The following is a 19134-nucleotide window of genomic DNA, read 5'->3' as shown; positions in this document are numbered from 1 at the left end:
ATGACGGCGTAATTGCGACCTTCGCTACTTAGCATGACTCCATGACACTGACGTTGATCAAAGGAACCTTCCAGATCGTCGGAGCGTCGCCCGACGGTGATTCGGTGCGGTTTTACCCAACCGATGTGGATGCCTTCCTCAAAGCGGGACTGCGTGTGCGTCTGAACTCCCGCGGCGGCGCGCAACTGCGCCTGGAGGGCATCGACGCGCTGGAAACCCATTATCAGAGCCAAGCGCCGGGAGGAGGAATGTGGCACCAGCACCCGCGGCTGGCCAGGGAAGCAGCCGACGCGCTGCTCACACAGCTCGGATTCAAAACAGTGGAAAGGGAGGAGGACGGAACCGTCACCTCGGCGAAACCGGAAAGCGTGCCAGGGCACATCCTGACGCGGTTCGCGGACAAGTACGGCCGCCCGGTCGCATTCGCATTCCGCGGCTCACGTGGCCGCGCGAAGGACGGCAGCCAGGTCCACCTCGACGCGAAGGGCGTCGCCGATTCGGCGAATTACGAAGTGCTCGAGGCCGGGCATGCGTTTCCGACGTTCTACTCCCTGCTCTACCTCGACCTGCGGCAGGCGCTCGCCGACGCCGCCACGGCCGCGCGCAAGGAGAACCTCGGCATCTGGGAGCACGACGTGACCACCGCGGGCTTCCGGCTCAGCTCGCGCAAACAACTACAGGAAGAGGTGGTGCTGCTGCCCAAGCTGTTCCGGCGCCTGGTCGACTACCTGGCCCTCGACGAGAGCGGCGGGGTCTCGCTGGCCAACTTCACGCGCTACCTCGACACGCGCAACGACCGGCTGTTCACCACGCCCGAGGGCCAGGCCACCGAACTGGCCACTCTGGTCGAGGTGAAGCGCCAGCAGCTGCGCCTCACCGTCGACCCCGAGCGGATCGTCTTCCTGGAGGGCTGACGACCGTAGCGCCCTACGAACGGGGAACGCTAACGACAAGCAGCCAAGTCGGACACAGCCAGTGACGACTCCAGCAGTGCGCTGCCCAGCGTGGTCACCGAGTGCCGGGCCGTCCCGCCCTCACGCCGCGTCTCGACCAGCGCCGCCTGTCGTAGCACCGTGGCGTGCTGGCTGGCGCCCGCCGCTGAGATCGTCAGCTTCTTCGCCAGTTCGGTGGTGCTCACCCCCGGCGCGGTGCAGATCGCCGCGAGCACGGTGGCGCGGGTGCGGCCGAGCAGGTTGTCCAGCGATCGCGTGCTCGGCGGTGAGTCCCAGCCCAGTTGCCGCGCCACCGGGTACACCAGCGTCGGCGGCAGGTCCGGGTTCTTCAGCGTGACCGGCAGCCGCCAGCAGAAGAACGAAGGCGCCAGCACCAGGCCCCGGCCGTGCAGGTGCAGCTCCTGGTCGACCGGGTAGTCCACCTCGAGCACCGGCGCCCGCCAGCGGGTGGCCGGGTGCAGGGTGGACAGCAGCCGCTCGACCCCACCGCGCAGCAGCGTCCGGCTGCGTTCGGCGGTGTCGCTGCGCACGCTGGACCGGATCGACGACCAGTGCGGCTCCAGCGTCTCGGCGAAGTACTCCCGGACGGCGTCGCCCAGTTGCCGGAGCGCGGCGGGCCTGCCCTCGGCCAGGTCGATGTTCCACGACGGCAGCGGGCGGCTCTCGGCGAGCAGCGTGGTGTCCTCGGCGAGCGTCTTCTTCGGGGTCCGCATCAGCACGTCGATGCTCGCTTCGACGTCGCCGAAGCCGGCCCCCGGGGTGAGGAAGTCGGCGGTGTAGCCGACCGGGGGCGCGAGCGTGGCCAGGTACCGGTGCGACCGGCCGATCCGCTCGCGCGCGCGACGGCGCCAGCCGGTGAACAGCAGGTCCGGGTTGCGGTCCTGGAGCTGGTGCAGGCTGAGCACGGTCTCCCACAGCGGGTCCGGGCTGTCGAGCAGCTGGACCCTGGTCAGGTCGTCCGGACTGAAATGGATCTTCAACATCGGGTGCCCCCACCCCTGTGCGTGAATTTCGAACGTTCCGGATGAGTTGTACGGGCCGCCTCTGGCACCGCGCTGTCACGCGCTCACTGCTTGACAGCGGCTACCATCTGAGCCACTTCGAGGAGGAGGGGGAGCACGCATGCCGGTGTTGCGCGCGCTGCCCAGGGCGGACCCCACCGAGGTGTTGCACGTCGCCAGGCAGATCGCCGGCGAACTGAAGGGCGGGCTGGGCGGGCGCGGGGTGCGCAACGCCGCCCGCGGCATCCGCCGGCTGCTCGAAGCCGACGCCATCGGCCTGGCTGATCTCTCCGGCGTCGTGGTCTGGGCCGGTCACCCGCCCGCCGGGGTGGACACCGGCGCGCTGGTCCACAACGTGCTCCACACCGAAACCCCCAGCGGCCGCCCGCCCGCGCAGGCACTGCCGCTCTACGCCCGCGACGACCTGGCCGGGGTGCTGGTGATCTGCGGCAGGCCGGACCGCGCCGCGGTGCGTGAGGTGGCCGGCTGGGTGGCCGACGCCCTGGACCGCGGCAGGCTGGAAGCCTCCGCCGAGAACGCCGCCCGTGCCGAGTTGCGTGCGCTGCGGGCCGAGATCTCCCCGCACTTCGTCTACAACGCACTCACCGTGATCGCCTCGCTCGTCCGGTCCGACCCGGACCGCTCGCGTGAACTCATGCTGGACTTCGCCGACTACATCCGGTACAGCCTGGCCAGGCACGGCGAGTACACGACGCTCGCCGACGAGTTCCACGCCATCGAGACCTACCTGGCGCTGCAGCGGGCGGTGCTGGGGGAGCGGCTGACCGTGCAGGTGCGGGTCTCGCCGGAGGTGCTCGCGGTGGCGGTGCCGTACCTGGTGCTGCAGCCGGTGGTGGAGAACGCGGTGCGGCACGGGATCGAGCCGTCGCCGGGCAAGGGCGTGGTGCACGTTTCCGGCGTCGCCGAGGGGACGGACTGTGTGATCAGCGTGGAGGACGACGGGGTCGGCATGGACCCGGAGAAGGCCGAGGCCATCCTCGCCGGGCAGGGCGAGCCGGACAGCCTCGGGCTGGCCAATGTGGACAAACGGCTGCGCAGCGTGTACGGACCGTGGTATGGCCTGGTGGTGGAAACCGCGAAGGACGCCGGGACGCGCGTGGTGCTGCGCGTGCCGCGGTTCCAGCCGGGGGTGATGCCGTGATGACCCAGGGCTTGCGGGTTCTCGCGGTCGACGACGTGCCGCCCGCGCTGGCCGAGCTGTGCCGGTTGCTGGAGGAGGCACCGGAGGTGGCCGCGGTCAGCGGCGCCCCGGACGCGGTGACCGCGCTGCGGATGATCCAGAGCGAGCCGTTCGACGCGGTGTTCCTGGACATCTCCATGCCCGGGCTGGACGGGCTCGAAATGGCCGGTCTGCTGGCCAAGCTGAGCGAACCGCCGGTGATCGTGTTCGTCACCGCGCACGAGGGCCACGCGGTCGCCGCGTACGGCATCGGCGCGATCGACTACCTGCTCAAGCCCGTGCGCGCCGAACGGCTTTCGGCCACCCTCGCCCGCGTGGTGAAGATGGTGGCGGGCGGTGGTGGCGGGGCCGAGCCGGTCGCCCGCCAGACCGACGCGATGGCCGCGCTGCCGGTCGAGGTCGCGGGCCGCACCCGGTACGTGCGCCGCAGCGAGGTGCAGTTCGTCGAGGCACACGGTGACTACGTCCGCCTGCACACGCCGTCCGGCGTCCACCTCGTGCGCATCCCCATCTCCCGCATGGAGGAGTACTGGGGCGGCGCGGGGTTCGTCCGCGCGCACCGGAGCTTCCTGGTGGCGCTGGCCGCGGTCCGCGAACTGCGCAGCGACTCCGCGGGCGGACTGCTCGCGCACACCGATCTCGGCGACGTGCCGGTGAGCCGCAGGCACGCGCGTGAACTGCGCGAGCAGCTGCTCAGCGCCGCCCACCGCGGTGAACTGGACCGGCCGGAGCGGGGAGCTTAGCCGGTGCGCACCAAGCGGGTCGCGGTCACCAGCCCGCAGACACGACTGGCGCACTCACGCCGTCGCGCTCGCACCCGGTCGCCGGTGGCGAAGCTGGAGGCGGGCGACGCCGGGCGCGCGGTGCGGATCTACCGCGCGCAGCGGCGGATGGCGGTGACCGCGCTGGCTCTGCTGTTCGCTTTCCTGCTCGGCCTGCCGCTGGCGCTTTCGCTGCTGCCGTCGCTCGGTGAGGTGCGGTTGTTCAGCATCCCGGTGTCCTGGCTCGCGGTGGCCGTGCTGCCGTACCCGGTGCTGGTGCTGCTCGCGCGCTGGCAGTTGCGGCGAGCGGAACACGCGGAGGACCGCGAATGATCGCGGCGCTCGCCGTGGCGCCGGTCGTACTGGTGACGTTGCTGGTCGGCTTGCGCGCGGTCGCGGCGATGCGGACCACTTCGGACTTCCTGGTCGCGTCCCGCCGCGTGTCACCACTGCTCAACTCCGCCGCGGTCTCCGGTGAGTACCTGTCGGCGGCGTCGTTCCTCGGTGTCGCCGGGCTGGTGGTCAAGGACGGCATCGGCTCGCTCTGGTACCCGGTCGGGTTCGCCGCCGGGTACGTGGCGATGCTCGTGCTGGTCGCCGCGCCGATGCGCCGCTCGGGCGCGCTGACCGTGCCCGACTTCGCCGAGGCGCGGCTGGCTTCCCCGGTGCTGCGCCGGATCGCGGCGGTGGTGGTGCTGGTGATCGGCGGGCTGTACCTGGTGCCGCAGTTCCGCACCGCGGGCCTGGTGCTGGGCGCGGTCGGCGGCACGCCGTACTGGGTCGGCGTGGTGATCGCCGGGGTCGCCGCGGCGACCACGCTGTCACTGGGCGGGATGCGCGCGGCGACCTACGTGCAGGCGTTCCAGTTCTTCCTGAAGCTGGTGCTGTTCCTGGTGCCCGCGGCCTGGCTGGTGTTCCAGGTCGGCCCGGAGGTGCGCGCGCAGGCGGTGGACCCGCGGGAGTTCACGCACTTCACCCACGACACCACCATCGAATTCCGCGTCGGCGCCACGCTCGACTTCCAGGTGCCCACCGAGGTGCGTGCGCCCGACGGCACCACCGAGCTGATCCCGGTCGGCAGCAGGGAAATCGACGCGGGCCGCACGATCATCTTCCCGGCGGGCACGCCGGCGCCGTCGGTGGGCAACGAAGCACCGGGCGGAACGGGCTGGGATTTGCCCACATTGGACCTCCAGCACGCCGGTTACCCGGTGCTGAGCACGTGGGCCGTGCTGATCGCCACCATGCTCGGCACCATGGGCCTGCCCCACGTGCTGATGCGCTTCCACACCAGCATCGACGGCCGGGCAGCCAGGAAGACCGCCGCGCTGACCGTGTTGCTGCTCAGCGCCTTCTACCTGTTTCCGGGGATCTACGGGGCTTTGGGCACGGTGCTGGTGCCGCACCTGTACCTGTCCGACGCCACCGACACCGCGGTGGTCGCGTTGCCCGCGGTGGTCGACCCCGGTCCGGCCGGCGCCTTGTTCACCGTTCTGCTGACCGCCGGGGCCTTCGCCGCTTTCCTTGCCACGTCACTGGGTTTGCTGCTCGCGGTGGCCGGGGCGATCTCGCACGACCTGCTCGCCGGCGGCCTGCGGCAGATGCGGTTCACCGTGCTCGCCGCGGCCGCCGCGGTGGTGCTGCTGGCCCTGCCCGCGGTCCGCCTGGACGCCGGGATCCTGGTCACCTGGGGCTTCACCGTGGCCGCGTCCACCTTCTGTCCCTTGCTGGTACTGGGAATCTGGTGGCCGCGGCTGACCACGACCGGCGCGATCAGCGGGGTGGTGGTCGGCCTGACCGCCTCGGCCGGCGCCATCGCCACTACGCTGTTCGGCCCAGCTTTGTCGGGCTGGCAAGCTATTCTGGTGGCGCAACCGGCTCCGTGGTCGGTGCCGCTCGCCTTCGCCACGATGGTGCTGGTATCCCTGCGCGGGCGCCCGCCCGCGTGGTCGCGCGACGCGATGTTGCGGCTGCACCTCGGCGAAGGACGCAGTCCGTATGTAAACCATCGGCTGTTGCAGGGCCGTGATACAGGCCACTCATCGCAGCCCAGTGGTCGTTCGTCAACCGTTCGTCGCATGGCCCGTCGATTCGTCCGCTGATCCTTACGCCTGGATCCGGCGCCTCCCTAGTGTGTCGCGGCACACACCCCTCGACGTGGAGGTCGACGTGAGTATCTCTGAACCCGCCGTTGGGCCACCAGGCGAAGAAGCGGACTGGAAAGCGATCCAGGCCGGCCCCGAGTTCCAGCAGTTGCGCAGGCGGCTGCGGACCTTCGTGTTCCCGATGACGGGCCTGTTCCTGATCTGGTACCTGCTCTACGTGGTGCTCGCCGACTACGCCCACGGCTTCATGTCCACCAAGCTCGTCGGCAACATCAACGTCGGCCTGGTCCTCGGCCTGCTGCAGTTCGTGTCGACCTTCGTGATCACGGGGTTGTATGTGCGCCACGCGAATCGTCATCTGGACCCCGTTGCCGACAAGATCCGCGAAGACATCGAGGGGGCGGGCAAGTGAACCTCGCACAGGGTGTCCAGGGGTCGAACCCCGTGCTGAACATCAGCATCTTCGGGGCGTTCGTGGTTGTGACGCTGGTGATCGTGTTCCGGGCCTCGCGGAACACGAAGACGGCGTCGGACTACTACGCCGCGGGCCGCGCCTTTTCCGGGCCGCAGAACGGCGTGGCCATCGCCGGTGACTACCTGTCGGCTGCCTCGTTCCTCGGGATCGCGGGTGCGATCGCGGTCTACGGCTACGACGGTTTCCTCTATTCGATCGGCTTCCTCGTCGCGTGGCTGGTGGCGCTGCTGCTGGTCGCGGAACTGCTGCGCAACACCGGCAAGTTCACCATGGGCGACGTGCTCGCCTTCCGGATGAAGCAGCGGCCGGTACGTGCGGCGGCCGCGACGTCCACGATGGCGGTCAGCTTCTTCTACCTGCTCGCCCAGATGGCCGGTGCGGGCATCCTGGTCTCGCTGCTGCTGGGCATCTCGTCCGGCGTCGGCCAGGCCGTGGTCATCTCCGTCGTGGGTGTCGTGATGATCATCTACGTGCTGGTCGGCGGGATGAAGGGCACCACCTGGGTGCAGATCATCAAGGCCGCGCTGCTGATCACCGGCGCGTTCGCGATGACCGTGTGGGTGCTGGCCCGCTACGGCTTCAACCTTTCCGAACTGCTGGGTGCCGCGGTCGATCGCGCCGGTTCCGCCGGTGAGGCCGTGCTGAACCCGGGTGCGCGCTACGGCGTCTCGGAGACCTCGAAGATCGACTTCCTGTCCCTGGGCATCGCACTGGTGCTCGGTACCGCAGGCCTGCCGCACGTGCTGATGCGCTTCTACACCGTGCCCACGGCGAAGGACGCGCGGAAGTCGGTGGTCTGGGCGATCGGCCTGATCGGGCTGTTCTACCTGTTCACCCTGGTCCTCGGCTACGGCGCGGGCGCGATCGTCGGCAAGGAGGCCATCAACAAGGCACCGGGCAAGGAGAACTCGGCCGCGCCCCTGCTCGCACAGGCACTCGGCGGGCCGATCCTGCTCGGGTTCATCGCCGCGGTGGCCTTCGCGACGATCCTCGCCGTGGTGGCTGGCCTCACGATCACCGCGTCGGCGTCGTTCGCGCACGACGTGTACGCCAACGTGATCAAGAAGGGCAAGGTCTCCGACAGCAACGCCGAAGTCCGCGTCGCCCGCATCACCGCCGTGGTGATCGGCGCGGTCGCGATCGTCGGCGGCATCCTGGCGAAGGATCAGAACGTCGCGTTCCTGGTCGCGCTGGCCTTCGCGGTCGCGGCGTCGGCGAACCTGCCGACCATCCTGTACTCGTTGTTCTGGAAGCGGTTCAACACCTCGGGCGCGTTGTGGTCGATCTACGGCGGCCTCGGCGTCACCATCGTGCTGATCATCTTCTCGCCCGCCGTCTCCGGCCTGCCGAACTCGATGATCAAGGGCGTGGACTTCCACTGGTTCCCGCTGCAGAACCCCGGACTCGTGTCGATCCCGCTGTCGTTCTTCCTCGGCTGGCTCGGCACCGTCCTGTCCAAGGAACACAACCAGGACAAATACGCCGAGATGGAGGTCCGCTCGCTCACCGGAGCCGGCGCGGAGAAGGCCGTCTCGCACTGACCCCCACCCCCGGGGCGTGAGTGCGCAGGGTCGTTCTAACGGCCTTGCGCACTCACGAGTGCGGCCGGGGGCAGCCGGGTGTGCTCGGCGGACGGCCAGTCGAGCGGGTCCGGGCCCAGCGTCCGCAGCTCGGCGAGTTGCTCCCGGCACCACGGCGAGATCGCCTGGCTGCCGTCCTCGATCTCCCGGACCAGCTGGTTCCACTCGACCCACCGGTAGGCGTCGACCTCGGTGGGGTCCGGCTCCGGCTCGCCGATCACCTCCACCCGCCACACCGGGCACTTCTCGTTCTCCACCACGCCGTCCATCTCCGCGCGGTACTGGAACTCCGGCAGCACCAGGTCGATGCCGATGCTGGTCAGGCCGAGTTCCTGGGACAGCCGCCGCACGATGCCGTCGCTCATGTCCTCGCCCGGCGCGGGGTGCCCGCAGCAGCTGTTCGTCCACACCCCGGGGAAGGTGCGCTTGCCGAACGCCCGCCGGGTCAGCAGGAACTGGCCGCGCTCGTTGAACGCGTAGGCGGAGAAGGCCAGGTGCAGCGGGGTCTGCCGGTGGTGCACTCCGGCTTTGTCGGCGACGCCGATCGCGTGCCCTTGCTCGTCGAGGAGAACCACCTGCTCAGTCATGCTTCTGACCCTAATCCGGAAGCGGTGCGGCGCACCAAACGCGGGAACCGGATTTCACCCGGCCTTGCAGTCCGGTCACTCACTAGTCCCAATGGACGGCACAGCGCTACTCACGCTGGGGTGTCAGCGGGCCGGATCGAGGCCGAGCCGCGAGATCCACTGCGCCGAAGTGACCACCGCGGTGACGAACTCGGCGACCCGCTCGTCGGTGAACCGCGTGGTCGGCCCGCCGACCGCCAGCGCGGCGATGATGCGGCCCTCACGATCGGTCACCGGCGCGGCGATCCCCGAGGCACCCAGCTCGCGTTCCCCGTGGCTCACCGCGTGCCCGTCGACCGCCGCCGTACCCGCGCGCCTGCGCAGTTCGTCGGCGAACTCCCTGCCGTACGGGGAAAGCGCGGCCACCTGATCGACCACAGTGGACTGGGCGCCGATCAGCAGCACCTTGCCGGCCGCGCCGGCCCACAGCGGTAGCTCGTCGCCGACGCGCACCACGTGCCGGATGTGCTGCGGGCCCTCGTGCTGCGCCACGCAGACGCGGGCGGCGCTGCTGCGGACGTAGATGTTGACCGTTTCGCCGCATTTCGACGCCAGCTCCCGCATCACCTGCCGGACCGGCTCGGACAGCTGCCAGGCGGCGTGCCCCAGCTTGGCCCACCGCAGCAGCCCGGGGCCGATGGTCACCTGGCCGTCCGCGCGGGTCCACAGCAGACCACGTTGTTCACAGGTGGTGACCAGCCGGATCACCGTTGTCTTGGCCAGTCCGCTCGCCTCGGTCAGCTCGCGGATGCTCCACGTGCGGCGGTTCTCGGTGAACAGGCCGAGCAGGTCGATCGCCCGCAGCACGCTGCGCACGCCGCCTTCGTCACCGTCCATGACCGTCCCCACCCCGCTCGACCATCAGACGGCGTGACCGTACCACCTGGTGGGTCAGCGGGGCTGCAGTTCGACGATCACCCAGGAGCCGTCCTGCCGCTCGGCGGTGATCGACAGCTGGGACGCGGCGGCGCTGCTGGAGCTGTTGTCCGCGCGGGTGGCGGACTGGTCGAGGAACACCAGCAGCTGCGCGCGGTCGCCGGAGAGCGACTGCACCGCCGAGCTGACCACCCGCGTGGTGAGCACCAGCTTCTGCTGCGGCGCCAGCGCGCGGACCTGGCCGAAGAGCTGGTTGTAGGTCTCCAGCGCCTGCCCGCGCAACGCCGTGGCCGCCGCCTTCTCGGTCACCTCGGTCTTGTCGTAGGAGTAGGAGAAGATCTTGTTGAGCGAGGTGGTGATCGCCGAGTTCACCTCGGCCGTGGCACCGGTGTCCACCAGCGCGGAGTTCGAGGCCGAGTCGGCGGTCCGCAGCGAGATCCCCTGCCAGGTGAAGAACCCGCCGAGCAGCGCCAGCACGATCGCGGCGGCGATCAGGTACGTCGGCAGGCGCGACGGTTCTTCCGGCGCCTCGGCTGCGGTCTCCTCGACGTTCGCCGACGACTCGGCACCAATCTCTTCCGGTTCCTCGACGTCCGCTGACGGCTCGGCTTCGGTGGTGGTCATCTCGCGTTCCTCCTCAGCCGGCACCGATGGGCACCTGGTCCATGGCGCTGACCTTCCAGCCCGCTTCGGTCCTGGTCAGCTGGGCCGAGAACCGGTTGCGCTTGGTCGAGGTCGCCGCGCCCTCCTTGGCCACGGTGATCTCCACCGAAGCCAGCAAGCGCGCCGTGCCGGTGTGGTCGTCGAGCGAGTTCACCGCCGCGTCCAGCACCTTCCCGGTGGCGACGGTCCCGCCCTCGCGCAGTGACTTCTTCGTGGCTTCATCGGTGCGCGCCAGTTCGTCGTGCAGCTTGCCGGTGGACACCTCCAGCCAGCGGCCGATGCCCTCGTCCACCCGGTGGTGGTCCAGGCTGTTCAGCTCGGCGATCTGCTGCCGGCCGGCGGCGAGCGCGTCGTCGCGGGACTGGGCGTAGGACAGGTCGTCGTCCACCGCGGCGCTCACCCACAGCCAGCCGGAGGCACCGGCGAAGACCACCGCGGCCACCAGCAGGCCGATCGCGAGCTTCAGTTTGGCAGCCACAACATCTCCTCCATGCTGGCCGAGACCTGCGGCAGCGCGGGCGAGCTGAGCGGCCCGGCCAGCTTCGAGCCCGGCACCGCGATCGGCGGCACCCCGCCCTTCGGCGCGTTCTGCGCCCCCCGCACCGAACTCGCCGAACCCTTCGGCAGCGTGCACGCGGCCTCGGTGTTGAACTGCCCCGCCGTGAGGTCCAGCGGCGACCGCCGCGGCGTGCCCTCGTAGCCCTGCTTGCACACCGGCGGATCCACGAACTGGGTCACGATCGACAGGTCCCCGCTCTCCATGTCGATCGAGGTGGAGGTGGCCGCCACCGCCTTGGGGATGGTGACGAACAGCTCCTCCATCCCGGCCGTCCTGGTGGCGAACACGTCCGTGGTGGTCAGCAGGTTGGCCAGCAGGATCGACAGCGACGGGTCGGTGTCCTCCAGCAGCCCGCTGAGCTGCGTGGCCGCCTGCGGCGCGGTGCCGATCAGCGCCCGCAGGTCCCCGTCGGCGCTGGCCAGCTCACTGGCGAAGAGCTTCGCGTTGCCGGAGAACGACTTCCACGCGTCGGTCGAGTCCAGCTGCGTCTGCAGCACCGTCGTGCCGTCGGTGATCAGCGCCTGCGTCTGCGGCAGGTGCTCCGCGGCGGTCTGCGTGAACGCGGTGGTCGAGTCCAGCAGGACCTGCAGGTCCGGGCCGGTGCCGTGGAAGGCGTCGTAGAACTCGTCGACCACCGTGCGCAGCGCGTCCGTGGGCACCGAGGCGTTGAGCGAACTGAGGTTGCCGAGCAGGTCCTGCACCGGCAGCGGCACCCGCGTCGACTCCATCGGGATGGCCGAGCCCTCTTCGAGGAACGGGCCGTCCGCGGTGCGCGGCTGCAGGTCGACGTACTGCTCACCGACCGCCGACCGGTTGCTGACCACGGCCGCGGCGTTGGACGGGATCGGCGGCGCGGACCCGTCGATCAGCAGGTCGACCTCCATGCCGTCGTCGGTCAGCCGCAGTTCCCCGACCCGCCCGACGGCCACCCCGCGGTAGGTCACCTCGCCGTTGGTGAACACCCCGCCGCCGTCGGCCAGCCGCAGCGACACCACGTACCCGCTGCCGCCGAACAACTGGCCCAGCCCGGCGTACTTGCCGCCGATGAACGCGACCGCGGACAGCGCCACCACCACGAACGCCAGCACCTGCACGCGGACTTTCCTGGTCAGCATCAGTTGCCCCCCGGGGTCAGCGACTCGACGCCGCCGGAGGCGGGCAACGGCAGCACCGGCCCGCCGGGCGGCAGCTCCACGCCCGCGCCGGGCTCGATGGTGAGGAACATGTTCAGGTAGTCGCCCTTCACCGCGTCGAGCACCGGGTCGGTGAACGGGAAGGTCGGCAGGATCTCCAGCGCGCTCGGCAGGTCCTGGCCCGCGTCGGCGAGCTGCCCGAGGATCGGCGCGAGCGCGTGGAGGTCGGCGACCATGTCGTCCTTGCTGCGGTTGATCGTGTCGATGGCCACGGTGGACAGCTCGTCGAGCGAGTTCAGCATGGTGACCAGCGACTTCCGCTGCTCGGCCAGCGTGGCCAGCCCGGGTGTCAGGTTCGACAGCGCGCCGTCGATCTGCTCGTCGCGGTCGGCGAGCGTGGCCGAGAGCTGGTTCAGCCCGTCCAGCGCGGCGGTGATGTCCCCGGAGTGCGCGTCGAGGTTGGTCACCAGCTCGTCCACGGTGGCCAGGAAGTTGCGGATCTCCGGCTCGTTGCCGTCGAGCACCTTGGTCAGTTCCTGGTTGATCGTCTGCAGCTGGCTGATCCCGCCGCCGTTGAGCAGCAGTGACAACGCGCCGAAGACTTCCTCGAACTCCGGGTTCCGGTTGGTCCGGTCCACCCCGATCACCGCGCCATCGCCCAGTTCGCCCACCGTCTGCTCCGGTGCCGCCAGCTCGACGAACTTCTCGCCGAGCAGGCTCGACTGGCGCAGCCGGGCCAGGCTGTTGGCGGGCAGCACCACGTCGCCGTTGACCGCGACCACCGCCTCGGCGGTCCAGCCGTCGTCGCCCAGCCGGATCGACTCCACCCGCCCGACCGGCACGTCGTTGACCTTCACCGAGGCCTGCGGCACCAGGTCCAGCACGTCGGCGAACTGCACGGTGACCCGGTACGGGTGGTCGCCGATGTCCGCGCCACCGGGCAGCGGCAGGTCGTAGACGCCCTTGAACCCGTCACCCGAGCACGCCGTGGTCAGCAGCAGGCAACTCGCCAGGCTCGCGGCCAGCCAGCGTCGCCTCATCCGGCACCTCCAGGCACGTAGACCGGACCGGAGACCGGCAGCGGCAGGTCCGGCGCGGAGTCCGGCATCGGCGCGCCGTCGGGCAGCGGCTCCATGCCCGGTGGCACGCTCACCTTCCGCGGGTTCAGGAACTCGTCGAGGTAGGTCCGGCCCTGCAGGGTGCCGGAGTCGGGGTCGAAGGCGCCGAGCACGTTACTCGCGGCCAGCGGCAGCGTGTCCAGCGTCTCGGCCAGCTGCGCCCGCTGGTCCACCAGCACCTGCGTGGTCTGGCTCAGCTTGTCCACGTTGGACTTGATGGCCGCGCGATTGTCGCGGATGAAGGCCTGCACCTCACCGAGTGCCGAGCCCAGCGCGGTCAGCGCGCCGGAGAGCTCCTCGCGGTCGGCCGACAGCGTCTGCCACACCTGGGCGAGCTGCTGGTTCACCGTCTCCACGTCGTTGTCGTTGGCGGCCAGCATGTCGGTGAACTTGCCCAGCTCGTCCAGCGTGCCGAACAGGTCGTCCTTCGAGTCGGACAGCGTCCGCGCCAGGTCGGCGAAGTTGCGGATGTTCTCGTTGATCGCCCGGCCGTTGCCGTCCAGGTTCGCCGCGCCCGTTTCGAGCAGTTCCGACAGCGCGCCGTCGGAGTTCGCGCCCTTCGGCCCGAGCGAGGTGGCCAGGTCGTTCAGGCTGGCGTACAACTCGTCGAGCTCCACCGGGGTGCCGGTGCGCTCCACCCCGATCACCGTGCCGTCGGTCAGCCGCGGGTCGCCCTTGCGCGCCACCGTGGAGAACTGCACGTACCGGTCGGACACCACGCTCGGGGCCACCACCAGCGCCTTGGTCGCCGCCGAAACCGGCGCCTGCCCGTCCACGCTCAGCGTCACCTCGACGTGCTCGCCGACCGGGGTCACCGTCTCCACCTGCCCGATCCGCACGCCCAGCAGGCGCACGTCGGAGCCGCTGTAGACGCCGACCGCCCGCGGGAACAACGCGGTGATCCGCTTGCTGCCGTCCCCGGAGAAGATCCACCACAGCCCGCCGGCGACCACCAGCGCGGCCACGATGAGCACCGTGGCGAGCCGCGCGGCCCGCAGGCCGGTCCTCGTGCTGATCACTTCGGGGCCCCTTCCGGCAGCGGCGGCACGCACGGGTCCCGGTTCTCCGGGACCAGCCCGCAGACGTAGTTGTCCACCCAGCGGCCGTTGCCCATGGTGTTGTTCACCATCCGGAAGTAGGGACCGGCGATCTTCAGGCTGGCGTCGATGTTCTCGGTGTGCCGCTGCAGCACGCCGGTCACCTGGTCCAGCTTCGCCAGTACGCCGGAGAGCTGGCCGGTGTTGTCCTTGACCAGGCCGGAGAGCTGCTTGCCCAGCTCCTGCGCGTTCACCAGCAGCTGGTGGATCGACTCGCGGCGGTTGTTCAGTTCGCCGAGCAGCAGGTTCCCGTCGTCGATCAGCGCCTGGAACTCCTCGCCGGACTCCGCCAGCGAGTTCGCCACCGACCGGGCGTTGCGCAGCAGCTCGGCCAGTTCCTCGTCGCGTGAGGAGACCGTCTTCGACAGCGAGGTGAGCCCGTCGAGCGCGGTCCGGACGTGGGCCGGGGAGTCCTTGAAGGTGTCCGACAGCGTGCGGAAACTGGTCGCCAGCTGGTTGGTGTCGATCGCGTCGACGGTGTTCGCCAGCCCGTTGAACGCGTCGGTCACGTCGTACGGGGTGACCGTGCGGTCCCGGCCGATCGGCGTCTCCGGGTCCTGCTCGCCGTCGCCGATCGGGTACAGCGAGAGGAACTTCCGGCCCAGCAGTGTCTTGATCTTGATCCCGGCCGAGGTCTGGTTGCCGATCCAGGTCTCCTGGACCCGGAAGCTGACCAGCACGTGGTCCTCGGCCAGGTCCACCTCGGTGACCTCGCCGACCTTGATGCCTGCCACCCGCACCTCGTCGCTCTCCTGCAAGCCGGCGGCCTCGCCGAACTCGGCCTGGTAGGTGGTGCCGCCGCCGACGATCGGCAGTTCCTCGTAGTAGAAGGTGGCCGCGGTGATCGCCGCGATCGCCAGCGAACCGGCGATGCCGATGGTGAACGGGTTGCGCTCGCGGAACGAGGTCATGACTGGCACCTCGCTTCCGGCGACCGGACGCCGATGGGCGGGTCGGCGGTCAGCTTCGCCTCGCACAGGTAGAAGTTCAGCCACGAGCCGTAGGTGCCGGTCCGGCCGACCGCGTCGAGCTTCTTCGGCAGCAGCTCGAAGAACTGGTCCAACTCGTCCTCCTGCGCGGCCAGGTTGCCCGAGACGGCGCCGAGTTCGGCGATGGTCTCCTTCAGCGGCGGCCGGGCCACTTCGAACAGCCCGGCGGTGGCGTCGGACAGGTCCGCGACGCCCTGCACGGCCTCACCGATCGCGGTCCGGTCCTCGGCCAGCCCGGACACCAGCTGCTGGAGGGTGGACACCACCGACGACAGCCGGTCGCCCTTGCTGTTGATCGTCTTGAGCACCGAGTTCAGATTGGTGATGACCTGGCCGATCACCTGGTCCCGGCTGGCGAGCGTGGTGGTCAGCGCCCCGGTGTGCATGAGCAGGCTCTCCACCGTGCTGCCCTCACCCTGCAGCACCTGCACGATCTCGCCCGAGAGCTGGTTCACGTCGGTCGGCGACAGCGCCTGGAACAGCGGCTTGAACCCGTTGAACAGGTCCGTCAGGTCCAGCGCCGGCGTGGTGCGCTCCAGCGGGATCTCGTCCCCGGGCACCATCGGCTCGGCACCGGGCAGCTTCCCGCGTTCCAGCGCGATGTAGCGCTGCCCGACCATGTTGCGGTACTTGATGGTCGCGCGCAGGTCCGAGGGCAGCCGGCGCCCGCGGTCCACGGAGAACTTGACCTGCGCGATGTGCTGGTCGACCACCTTGAGCTCCTCGACCTGGCCCACCCGCACCCCGGAAATCCGGATGTCGTCCCCGGCGTTGAGCGCGGTGACGTCGGTGAACCGCGCGCTGTAGGTGTCGGCCTCGCCCACCCCGGTGTTGGCGATGGACAACGCGAGCACGGTCGTGGCCAGCGTGGTCACCAGGATGAACAGCAGGCCCTTGATCAGCGGTGCGCCGAAGTTCCTCATCGGACGGTCACCTCCGTGCCCCGGTAGAGCGGTCCGACCAGCACGCTGCTCCACGGCGCGACCTCGCCGGGCGCGACACCGATCTCCGGCGCCACCAGCGTCGAGATCAGCTCCCGCTCCTGCGGTGAGTTCGGCAGCCCCAGCTCACCGGAACGGCCGGGCAGCAGCGGGTGCGCCGGGCTGCCGGTCTGCGCCACGGTGGCCCCGGTCGTCGGCGCGACCCCGCTCGGGTAGCACTTCGGCCCACCACTCGCGGTGTACACCGGGTCGTCCACGCCGGGCTCGTATCCGCCGCGGCTGGCGAACACCGACGCCTTCACGTGCATGCCGGGTTCGTCGGTGCCCGCGCCCAGCACCTTGTCCATGGCCGGTTTCAGGTCGGTCATCGCCTTGAGCGTGCAGGGGAAGCTGGGGGAGTAGGCGGCGGCGAGCTCGAGCGACTCGCGGCTGTCGACGGCGAGCCGGATGATGTTGTCCTTGTTGTTCGCCAGGAACTCGGTGACGTCCTGGGCGGAGGCGGTGACCTGGCCGTAGAGCGAGCCGAGGTCCTCCTTCTTCTCCGCGACGGTCTGCAGGGTGACCGCGCTGTCGGTCAGCGAGTCGAGCAGGTCCGGCGCGATGTCGCCGTACAACTGGCTGACCCCGGCGAGGTCGCGGATGTTCTCGTTCAGCTCGGGCAGGCTCGGGTTGAACCGCTCCAGGTAGTCGGCCGCGGTCACCAGCGTGTCGCCGAGCTGCTCACCGCGGTCCCGCAGCGCGGTCGACACCGCGGTCAGCGTGGTGGACAGCTTCTGCGGCTGCACCGCCTTGAGCACCGGGAGCAGGTCGTCGTAGACCTTCTCCAGCTCGATCGCGTTGGCCGAGCGGTCCTGGGAGATGACGTCGCCCTCGGCGATCTGCGGTCCGCGCGGCTCGGGGATGGACAGCTGCACGTAGCGCTCGCCGAACAGCGTCTTCGGGATGAGCAGTGCCGAGACGTTCTTCGGCAGCTTCTCCGACTTCTCCGGATCCAGTGCGAGCAGGACCTCCGCGCCACTCGCACCGGACCGGATCTCGCGCACCTCGCCGACGACCACCCCGCGTGCCTTGACCTCCGAAGAGACGTGGAGCTGGTTGCCCGCCCGGCCGGTCTTCAGGGTGACCGACACCGAGGACACGAACTCCTTGCGGTAGACCGCGACCGACAGCGAGACGAACGCGAGCATGGCGGCCAGGAAGAACACCCCGGCCGTGCGCCGGACGTACTTGTGCCTGCGTGCCTTGTTCATCCGGCCACCTTCACCGTCGTGGTGGCGCCCCAGATGGCGAGGCTGAGGAAGAAGTCGAGCAGGCTGACCGCGACGATCGCGGTCCGCACCGCCCGTCCGACGGCCACGCCGACCCCGGCGGGCCCGCCACTGGCGCGGTAGCCGTAGTAGCAGTGCGAGAGCACCACGATGATGCTGAACACCAGCACCTTGAGGAACGACCAGAGCACGTCGATCGGGGGCAGGAACAGCTGGAAGTAGTGGTCGTAGGTGCCGGCGGACTGGCCGAAGAACCAGATGGTCACCTGCCGCGAGGCGACGTACGAGGTGAGCAGGCCGATCGCGTACAGCGGGATGATCGCCAGGAACCCGGCGACGATCCGGGTGGCCACCAGGTAGGGGATGCTCGGCACGCCCATCACCTCGAGCGCGTCGATCTCCTCCGAGATCCGCATCGCGCCGAGCTGGGCGGTGAACCCGCAGCCGACCGTGGCCGAGAGCGCGATGCCCGCCACCAGCGGGGCGATCTCACGGGTGTTGAAGTAGGCGGAGATGAACCCGGCGAAGGCCGAGGTGCCGACCTGGTTCAGCGCCGAGTAGCCCTGGATGCCGACCACCGCGCCGGTGAACACGGTCATCCCGATCATCACGCCGATGGTGCCGCCGATCACCGCCAGCGCCCCGCTGCCGAAGCTGACCTCGGCCAGCAGGCGGACGATCTCCTTGCTGTAGCGGAAGATCGCGCGCGGGGTCCAGGCCAGCGCCTTGAGGTAGAACAGCACCTGGTCGCCCAGGGTGTCCAGGAAGCCGAACCGCCGGTCGATCGCGCGGCCGGCGCGGCGGACCCGGGTCTCCGGCGGGAACATCGTCTCGGTCACGAGGTCACATCCCCTTCGGCGGTACCAGCTGCAGGTACAGCGAGCTGAGCACCAGGTTCATCAGGAACAGCAGCAGGAAGGTGATGACCACCGACTGGTTCACCGCGTCGCCCACGCCCTTCGGCCCGGCCTTGGGGTTGAGCCCGCGGTAGGCGGCCACGATCCCGGCCACGAAGCCGAACAGCAGCGCCTTCAGCTCGCTGATCCACAGGTCGGGCAGCTGGGCGAGGGCGGAGAAGCTGGCCAGGTAGGCGCCGGGGGTGCCGTCCTGCATGATCACGTTGAACACGTAACCGCCGAGCACGCCGACCACGCTGACCAGGCCGTTGAGGAACACCGCCACGGCCATCGCGGCCAGCACCCGCGGCACGATCAGCCGCTGGACCGGGGAGACGCCGAGCACCTCCATGGCGTCGATCTCCTCGCGGATGGTGCGCGAGCCGAGGTCGGCGCACATGGCCGAGCCGCCGGCCCCGGCGATCAGCAGCGCGGTGACCACCGGGCTGGCCTGCTGGATGATCGCCAGCACGCTGGCCGCCCCGGTGAACGACTGCGCGCCGATCTGCGTGGTCAGCGAGCCGAGGTGCAGCGCGATGACCGCGCCGAACGGGATGGAGACCAGCGCGGTCGGCAGGATCGACACGCTCGCGATGAACCAGAACTGCTGCACCAGCTCGCGGAACTGGAACGGGCGCCGGAAGATGCTGCGGGCCACGTCCAGGCCGAGCGCGTAGAGCCGGCCGGTCTCCCGGACCGCGCCCGCACCGGGGAAGGAGCGGGTCTTCGTGCTCATTCCGGCACCTTTCGGCTGCTGTGACCAGGGTTACTGACCAGTACGCTAACTACGGGCCACCCGGTCGACAAGCGATCCGCAAGATCGGCTCATTACGGTCCTGACAAGGCGTTTTTCCTTGTGCCGCAGTGACAAATCCGCCGCCGGGGAGTTGTC

At 69.8% G+C, this 19134-nt stretch carries 20 protein-coding genes; 7 read left to right on the top strand and 13 right to left on the bottom strand.

Translation table 11 applies throughout. The features are described 5' to 3' along the window. Positions 1-104 precede the first annotated feature (104 nt). On the top strand, positions 105-914 hold the full coding sequence (locus JOM49_RS39840; protein ID WP_308159029.1) for a nuclease: 810 nt from the start codon (positions 105-107) through the stop codon (positions 912-914). 29 nt (positions 915-943) lie between these two features. Here JOM49_RS39840 and JOM49_RS39835 read toward each other — a convergent pair whose 3' ends face one another. After that, positions 944-1936 carry a winged helix-turn-helix domain-containing protein gene (locus JOM49_RS39835; RefSeq protein WP_209669659.1) on the bottom strand — a complete coding sequence of 331 codons (993 nt, stop codon included), beginning with the start codon at positions 1934-1936 and terminating at the stop codon, positions 944-946. A 139-nt stretch (positions 1937-2075) separates the two neighbouring features. Between JOM49_RS39835 and JOM49_RS39830 the strand changes: the two genes are divergently transcribed. The 6 genes from JOM49_RS39830 (at position 2076) to JOM49_RS39805 (ending at position 8037) form a co-directional block, all read left to right on the top strand. Further along, positions 2076-3116 carry a sensor histidine kinase gene (locus tag JOM49_RS39830; RefSeq protein WP_209669657.1) on the top strand — a complete coding sequence of 347 codons (1041 nt, stop codon included), beginning with the start codon at positions 2076-2078 and terminating at the stop codon, positions 3114-3116. After that, positions 3116-3898, top strand: a complete 783-nt coding sequence (locus JOM49_RS39825; RefSeq protein WP_209669655.1) for a LytR/AlgR family response regulator transcription factor — start codon at positions 3116-3118, stop codon at positions 3896-3898. Before JOM49_RS39830 ends, JOM49_RS39825 begins: the two co-directional genes overlap by 1 nt. Before the next feature lie 3 nt (positions 3899-3901). Further along, positions 3902-4249: a hypothetical protein gene (locus tag JOM49_RS39820; protein ID WP_209669653.1), complete on the top strand. Its 348-nt coding sequence runs from the start codon at positions 3902-3904 to the stop codon at positions 4247-4249. After that, a complete protein-coding gene (locus JOM49_RS39815) occupies positions 4246-6018 on the top strand; it encodes a sodium/solute symporter (protein WP_209669651.1) in 1773 nt (590 codons plus the stop codon). Before JOM49_RS39820 ends, JOM49_RS39815 begins: the two co-directional genes overlap by 4 nt. Positions 6019-6085: 67 nt before the next feature. Beyond that, positions 6086-6433, top strand: coding sequence for a DUF485 domain-containing protein (locus JOM49_RS39810; RefSeq protein ID WP_209672192.1), 348 nt, complete (start codon positions 6086-6088; stop codon positions 6431-6433). Continuing rightward, positions 6430-8037, top strand: a complete 1608-nt coding sequence (locus JOM49_RS39805; RefSeq protein ID WP_209669649.1) for a monocarboxylic acid transporter — start codon at positions 6430-6432, stop codon at positions 8035-8037. Before JOM49_RS39810 ends, JOM49_RS39805 begins: the two co-directional genes overlap by 4 nt. A gap of 35 nt (positions 8038-8072) precedes the next feature. Here the strand turns inward: JOM49_RS39805 and idi are convergent, their stop codons facing one another. The 12 genes from idi to JOM49_RS39745 all read right to left on the bottom strand — a co-directional run bounded on the left by idi (position 8073) and on the right by JOM49_RS39745 (position 18978). Beyond that, on the bottom strand, positions 8073-8663 hold the full coding sequence (idi, locus tag JOM49_RS39800; protein ID WP_209669647.1) for an isopentenyl-diphosphate Delta-isomerase: 591 nt from the start codon (positions 8661-8663) through the stop codon (positions 8073-8075). A 123-nt stretch (positions 8664-8786) separates the two neighbouring features. Beyond that, a complete protein-coding gene (locus JOM49_RS39795; protein WP_209669645.1) occupies positions 8787-9539 on the bottom strand; it encodes an IclR family transcriptional regulator in 753 nt (250 codons plus the stop codon). Between the two features lie 54 nt (positions 9540-9593). After that, a complete protein-coding gene (locus JOM49_RS39790) occupies positions 9594-10202 on the bottom strand; it encodes a hypothetical protein (RefSeq protein ID WP_209669643.1) in 609 nt (202 codons plus the stop codon). A gap of 13 nt (positions 10203-10215) precedes the next feature. Beyond that, a complete protein-coding gene (locus JOM49_RS39785) occupies positions 10216-10719 on the bottom strand; it encodes an Rv1363c family protein (protein WP_209669640.1) in 504 nt (167 codons plus the stop codon). Continuing rightward, positions 10704-11915 (bottom strand): MCE family protein, encoded by a 1212-nt coding sequence (locus JOM49_RS39780; RefSeq protein ID WP_209669639.1) that lies wholly within the window; start codon positions 11913-11915, stop codon positions 10704-10706. Before JOM49_RS39780 ends, JOM49_RS39785 begins: the two co-directional genes overlap by 16 nt. After that, positions 11915-12973 carry an MCE family protein gene (locus JOM49_RS39775; protein ID WP_209669636.1) on the bottom strand — a complete coding sequence of 353 codons (1059 nt, stop codon included), beginning with the start codon at positions 12971-12973 and terminating at the stop codon, positions 11915-11917. The genes JOM49_RS39780 and JOM49_RS39775 overlap by 1 nt, the downstream gene beginning before the upstream one ends. Then, positions 12970-14070, bottom strand: coding sequence for an MCE family protein (locus tag JOM49_RS39770; protein ID WP_209669634.1), 1101 nt, complete (start codon positions 14068-14070; stop codon positions 12970-12972). Before JOM49_RS39770 ends, JOM49_RS39775 begins: the two co-directional genes overlap by 4 nt. Further along, positions 14067-15059, bottom strand: a complete 993-nt coding sequence (locus JOM49_RS39765) for an MCE family protein (protein WP_209669632.1) — start codon at positions 15057-15059, stop codon at positions 14067-14069. The genes JOM49_RS39770 and JOM49_RS39765 overlap by 4 nt, the downstream gene beginning before the upstream one ends. Then, a complete protein-coding gene (locus tag JOM49_RS39760) occupies positions 15056-16060 on the bottom strand; it encodes an MCE family protein (protein WP_209669630.1) in 1005 nt (334 codons plus the stop codon). The genes JOM49_RS39765 and JOM49_RS39760 overlap by 4 nt, the downstream gene beginning before the upstream one ends. Next, complete coding sequence (locus JOM49_RS39755) at positions 16057-17328, bottom strand: MCE family protein (RefSeq protein ID WP_209669628.1); 1272 nt, start codon at positions 17326-17328, stop codon at positions 16057-16059. The genes JOM49_RS39760 and JOM49_RS39755 overlap by 4 nt, the downstream gene beginning before the upstream one ends. Further along, entirely contained in the window at positions 17325-18173 is an 849-nt protein-coding gene (locus tag JOM49_RS39750) for an MlaE family ABC transporter permease (protein ID WP_209672190.1), read from the bottom strand. The genes JOM49_RS39755 and JOM49_RS39750 overlap by 4 nt, the downstream gene beginning before the upstream one ends. Positions 18174-18189: 16 nt before the next feature. Beyond that, positions 18190-18978: an MlaE family ABC transporter permease gene (locus JOM49_RS39745; RefSeq protein ID WP_209669626.1), complete on the bottom strand. Its 789-nt coding sequence runs from the start codon at positions 18976-18978 to the stop codon at positions 18190-18192. Between the last annotated feature and the right edge of the window lie 156 nt (positions 18979-19134).

This window comes from Amycolatopsis magusensis (genome assembly GCF_017875555.1).
In the GTDB taxonomy this organism is placed as follows: domain Bacteria; phylum Actinomycetota; class Actinomycetes; order Mycobacteriales; family Pseudonocardiaceae; genus Amycolatopsis; species Amycolatopsis magusensis.
The sequence above is the reverse complement of the archived record's forward strand: the minus strand, read 5'-3'. Positions and strand labels throughout refer to the sequence as shown.

Excerpts from the sequence above, each read along its gene's own strand:
- JOM49_RS39835 (WP_209669659.1), bottom strand. The coding sequence starts at position 1,936 with ATGTTGAAGATCCATTTCAGTCCGGACGACCTGACCAGGGTCCAGCTG.
- JOM49_RS39830 (WP_209669657.1), top strand. The coding sequence starts at position 2,076 with ATGCCGGTGTTGCGCGCGCTGCCCAGGGCGGACCCCACCGAGGTGTTG.
- JOM49_RS39825 (WP_209669655.1), top strand. The coding sequence starts at position 3,116 with ATGACCCAGGGCTTGCGGGTTCTCGCGGTCGACGACGTGCCGCCCGCG.
- JOM49_RS39815 (WP_209669651.1), top strand. The coding sequence starts at position 4,246 with ATGATCGCGGCGCTCGCCGTGGCGCCGGTCGTACTGGTGACGTTGCTG.
- idi (WP_209669647.1), bottom strand. The coding sequence starts at position 8,663 with ATGACTGAGCAGGTGGTTCTCCTCGACGAGCAAGGGCACGCGATCGGC.
- JOM49_RS39795 (WP_209669645.1), bottom strand. The coding sequence starts at position 9,539 with ATGGACGGTGACGAAGGCGGCGTGCGCAGCGTGCTGCGGGCGATCGAC.
- JOM49_RS39790 (WP_209669643.1), bottom strand. The coding sequence starts at position 10,202 with ATGACCACCACCGAAGCCGAGCCGTCAGCGGACGTCGAGGAACCGGAA.
- JOM49_RS39780 (WP_209669639.1), bottom strand. The coding sequence starts at position 11,915 with ATGCTGACCAGGAAAGTCCGCGTGCAGGTGCTGGCGTTCGTGGTGGTG.
- JOM49_RS39775 (WP_209669636.1), bottom strand. The coding sequence starts at position 12,973 with ATGAGGCGACGCTGGCTGGCCGCGAGCCTGGCGAGTTGCCTGCTGCTG.
- JOM49_RS39765 (WP_209669632.1), bottom strand. The coding sequence starts at position 15,059 with ATGACCTCGTTCCGCGAGCGCAACCCGTTCACCATCGGCATCGCCGGT.
- JOM49_RS39760 (WP_209669630.1), bottom strand. The coding sequence starts at position 16,060 with ATGAGGAACTTCGGCGCACCGCTGATCAAGGGCCTGCTGTTCATCCTG.
- JOM49_RS39755 (WP_209669628.1), bottom strand. The coding sequence starts at position 17,328 with ATGAACAAGGCACGCAGGCACAAGTACGTCCGGCGCACGGCCGGGGTG.
- JOM49_RS39750 (WP_209672190.1), bottom strand. The coding sequence starts at position 18,173 with ATGTTCCCGCCGGAGACCCGGGTCCGCCGCGCCGGCCGCGCGATCGAC.
- JOM49_RS39745 (WP_209669626.1), bottom strand. The coding sequence starts at position 18,978 with ATGAGCACGAAGACCCGCTCCTTCCCCGGTGCGGGCGCGGTCCGGGAG.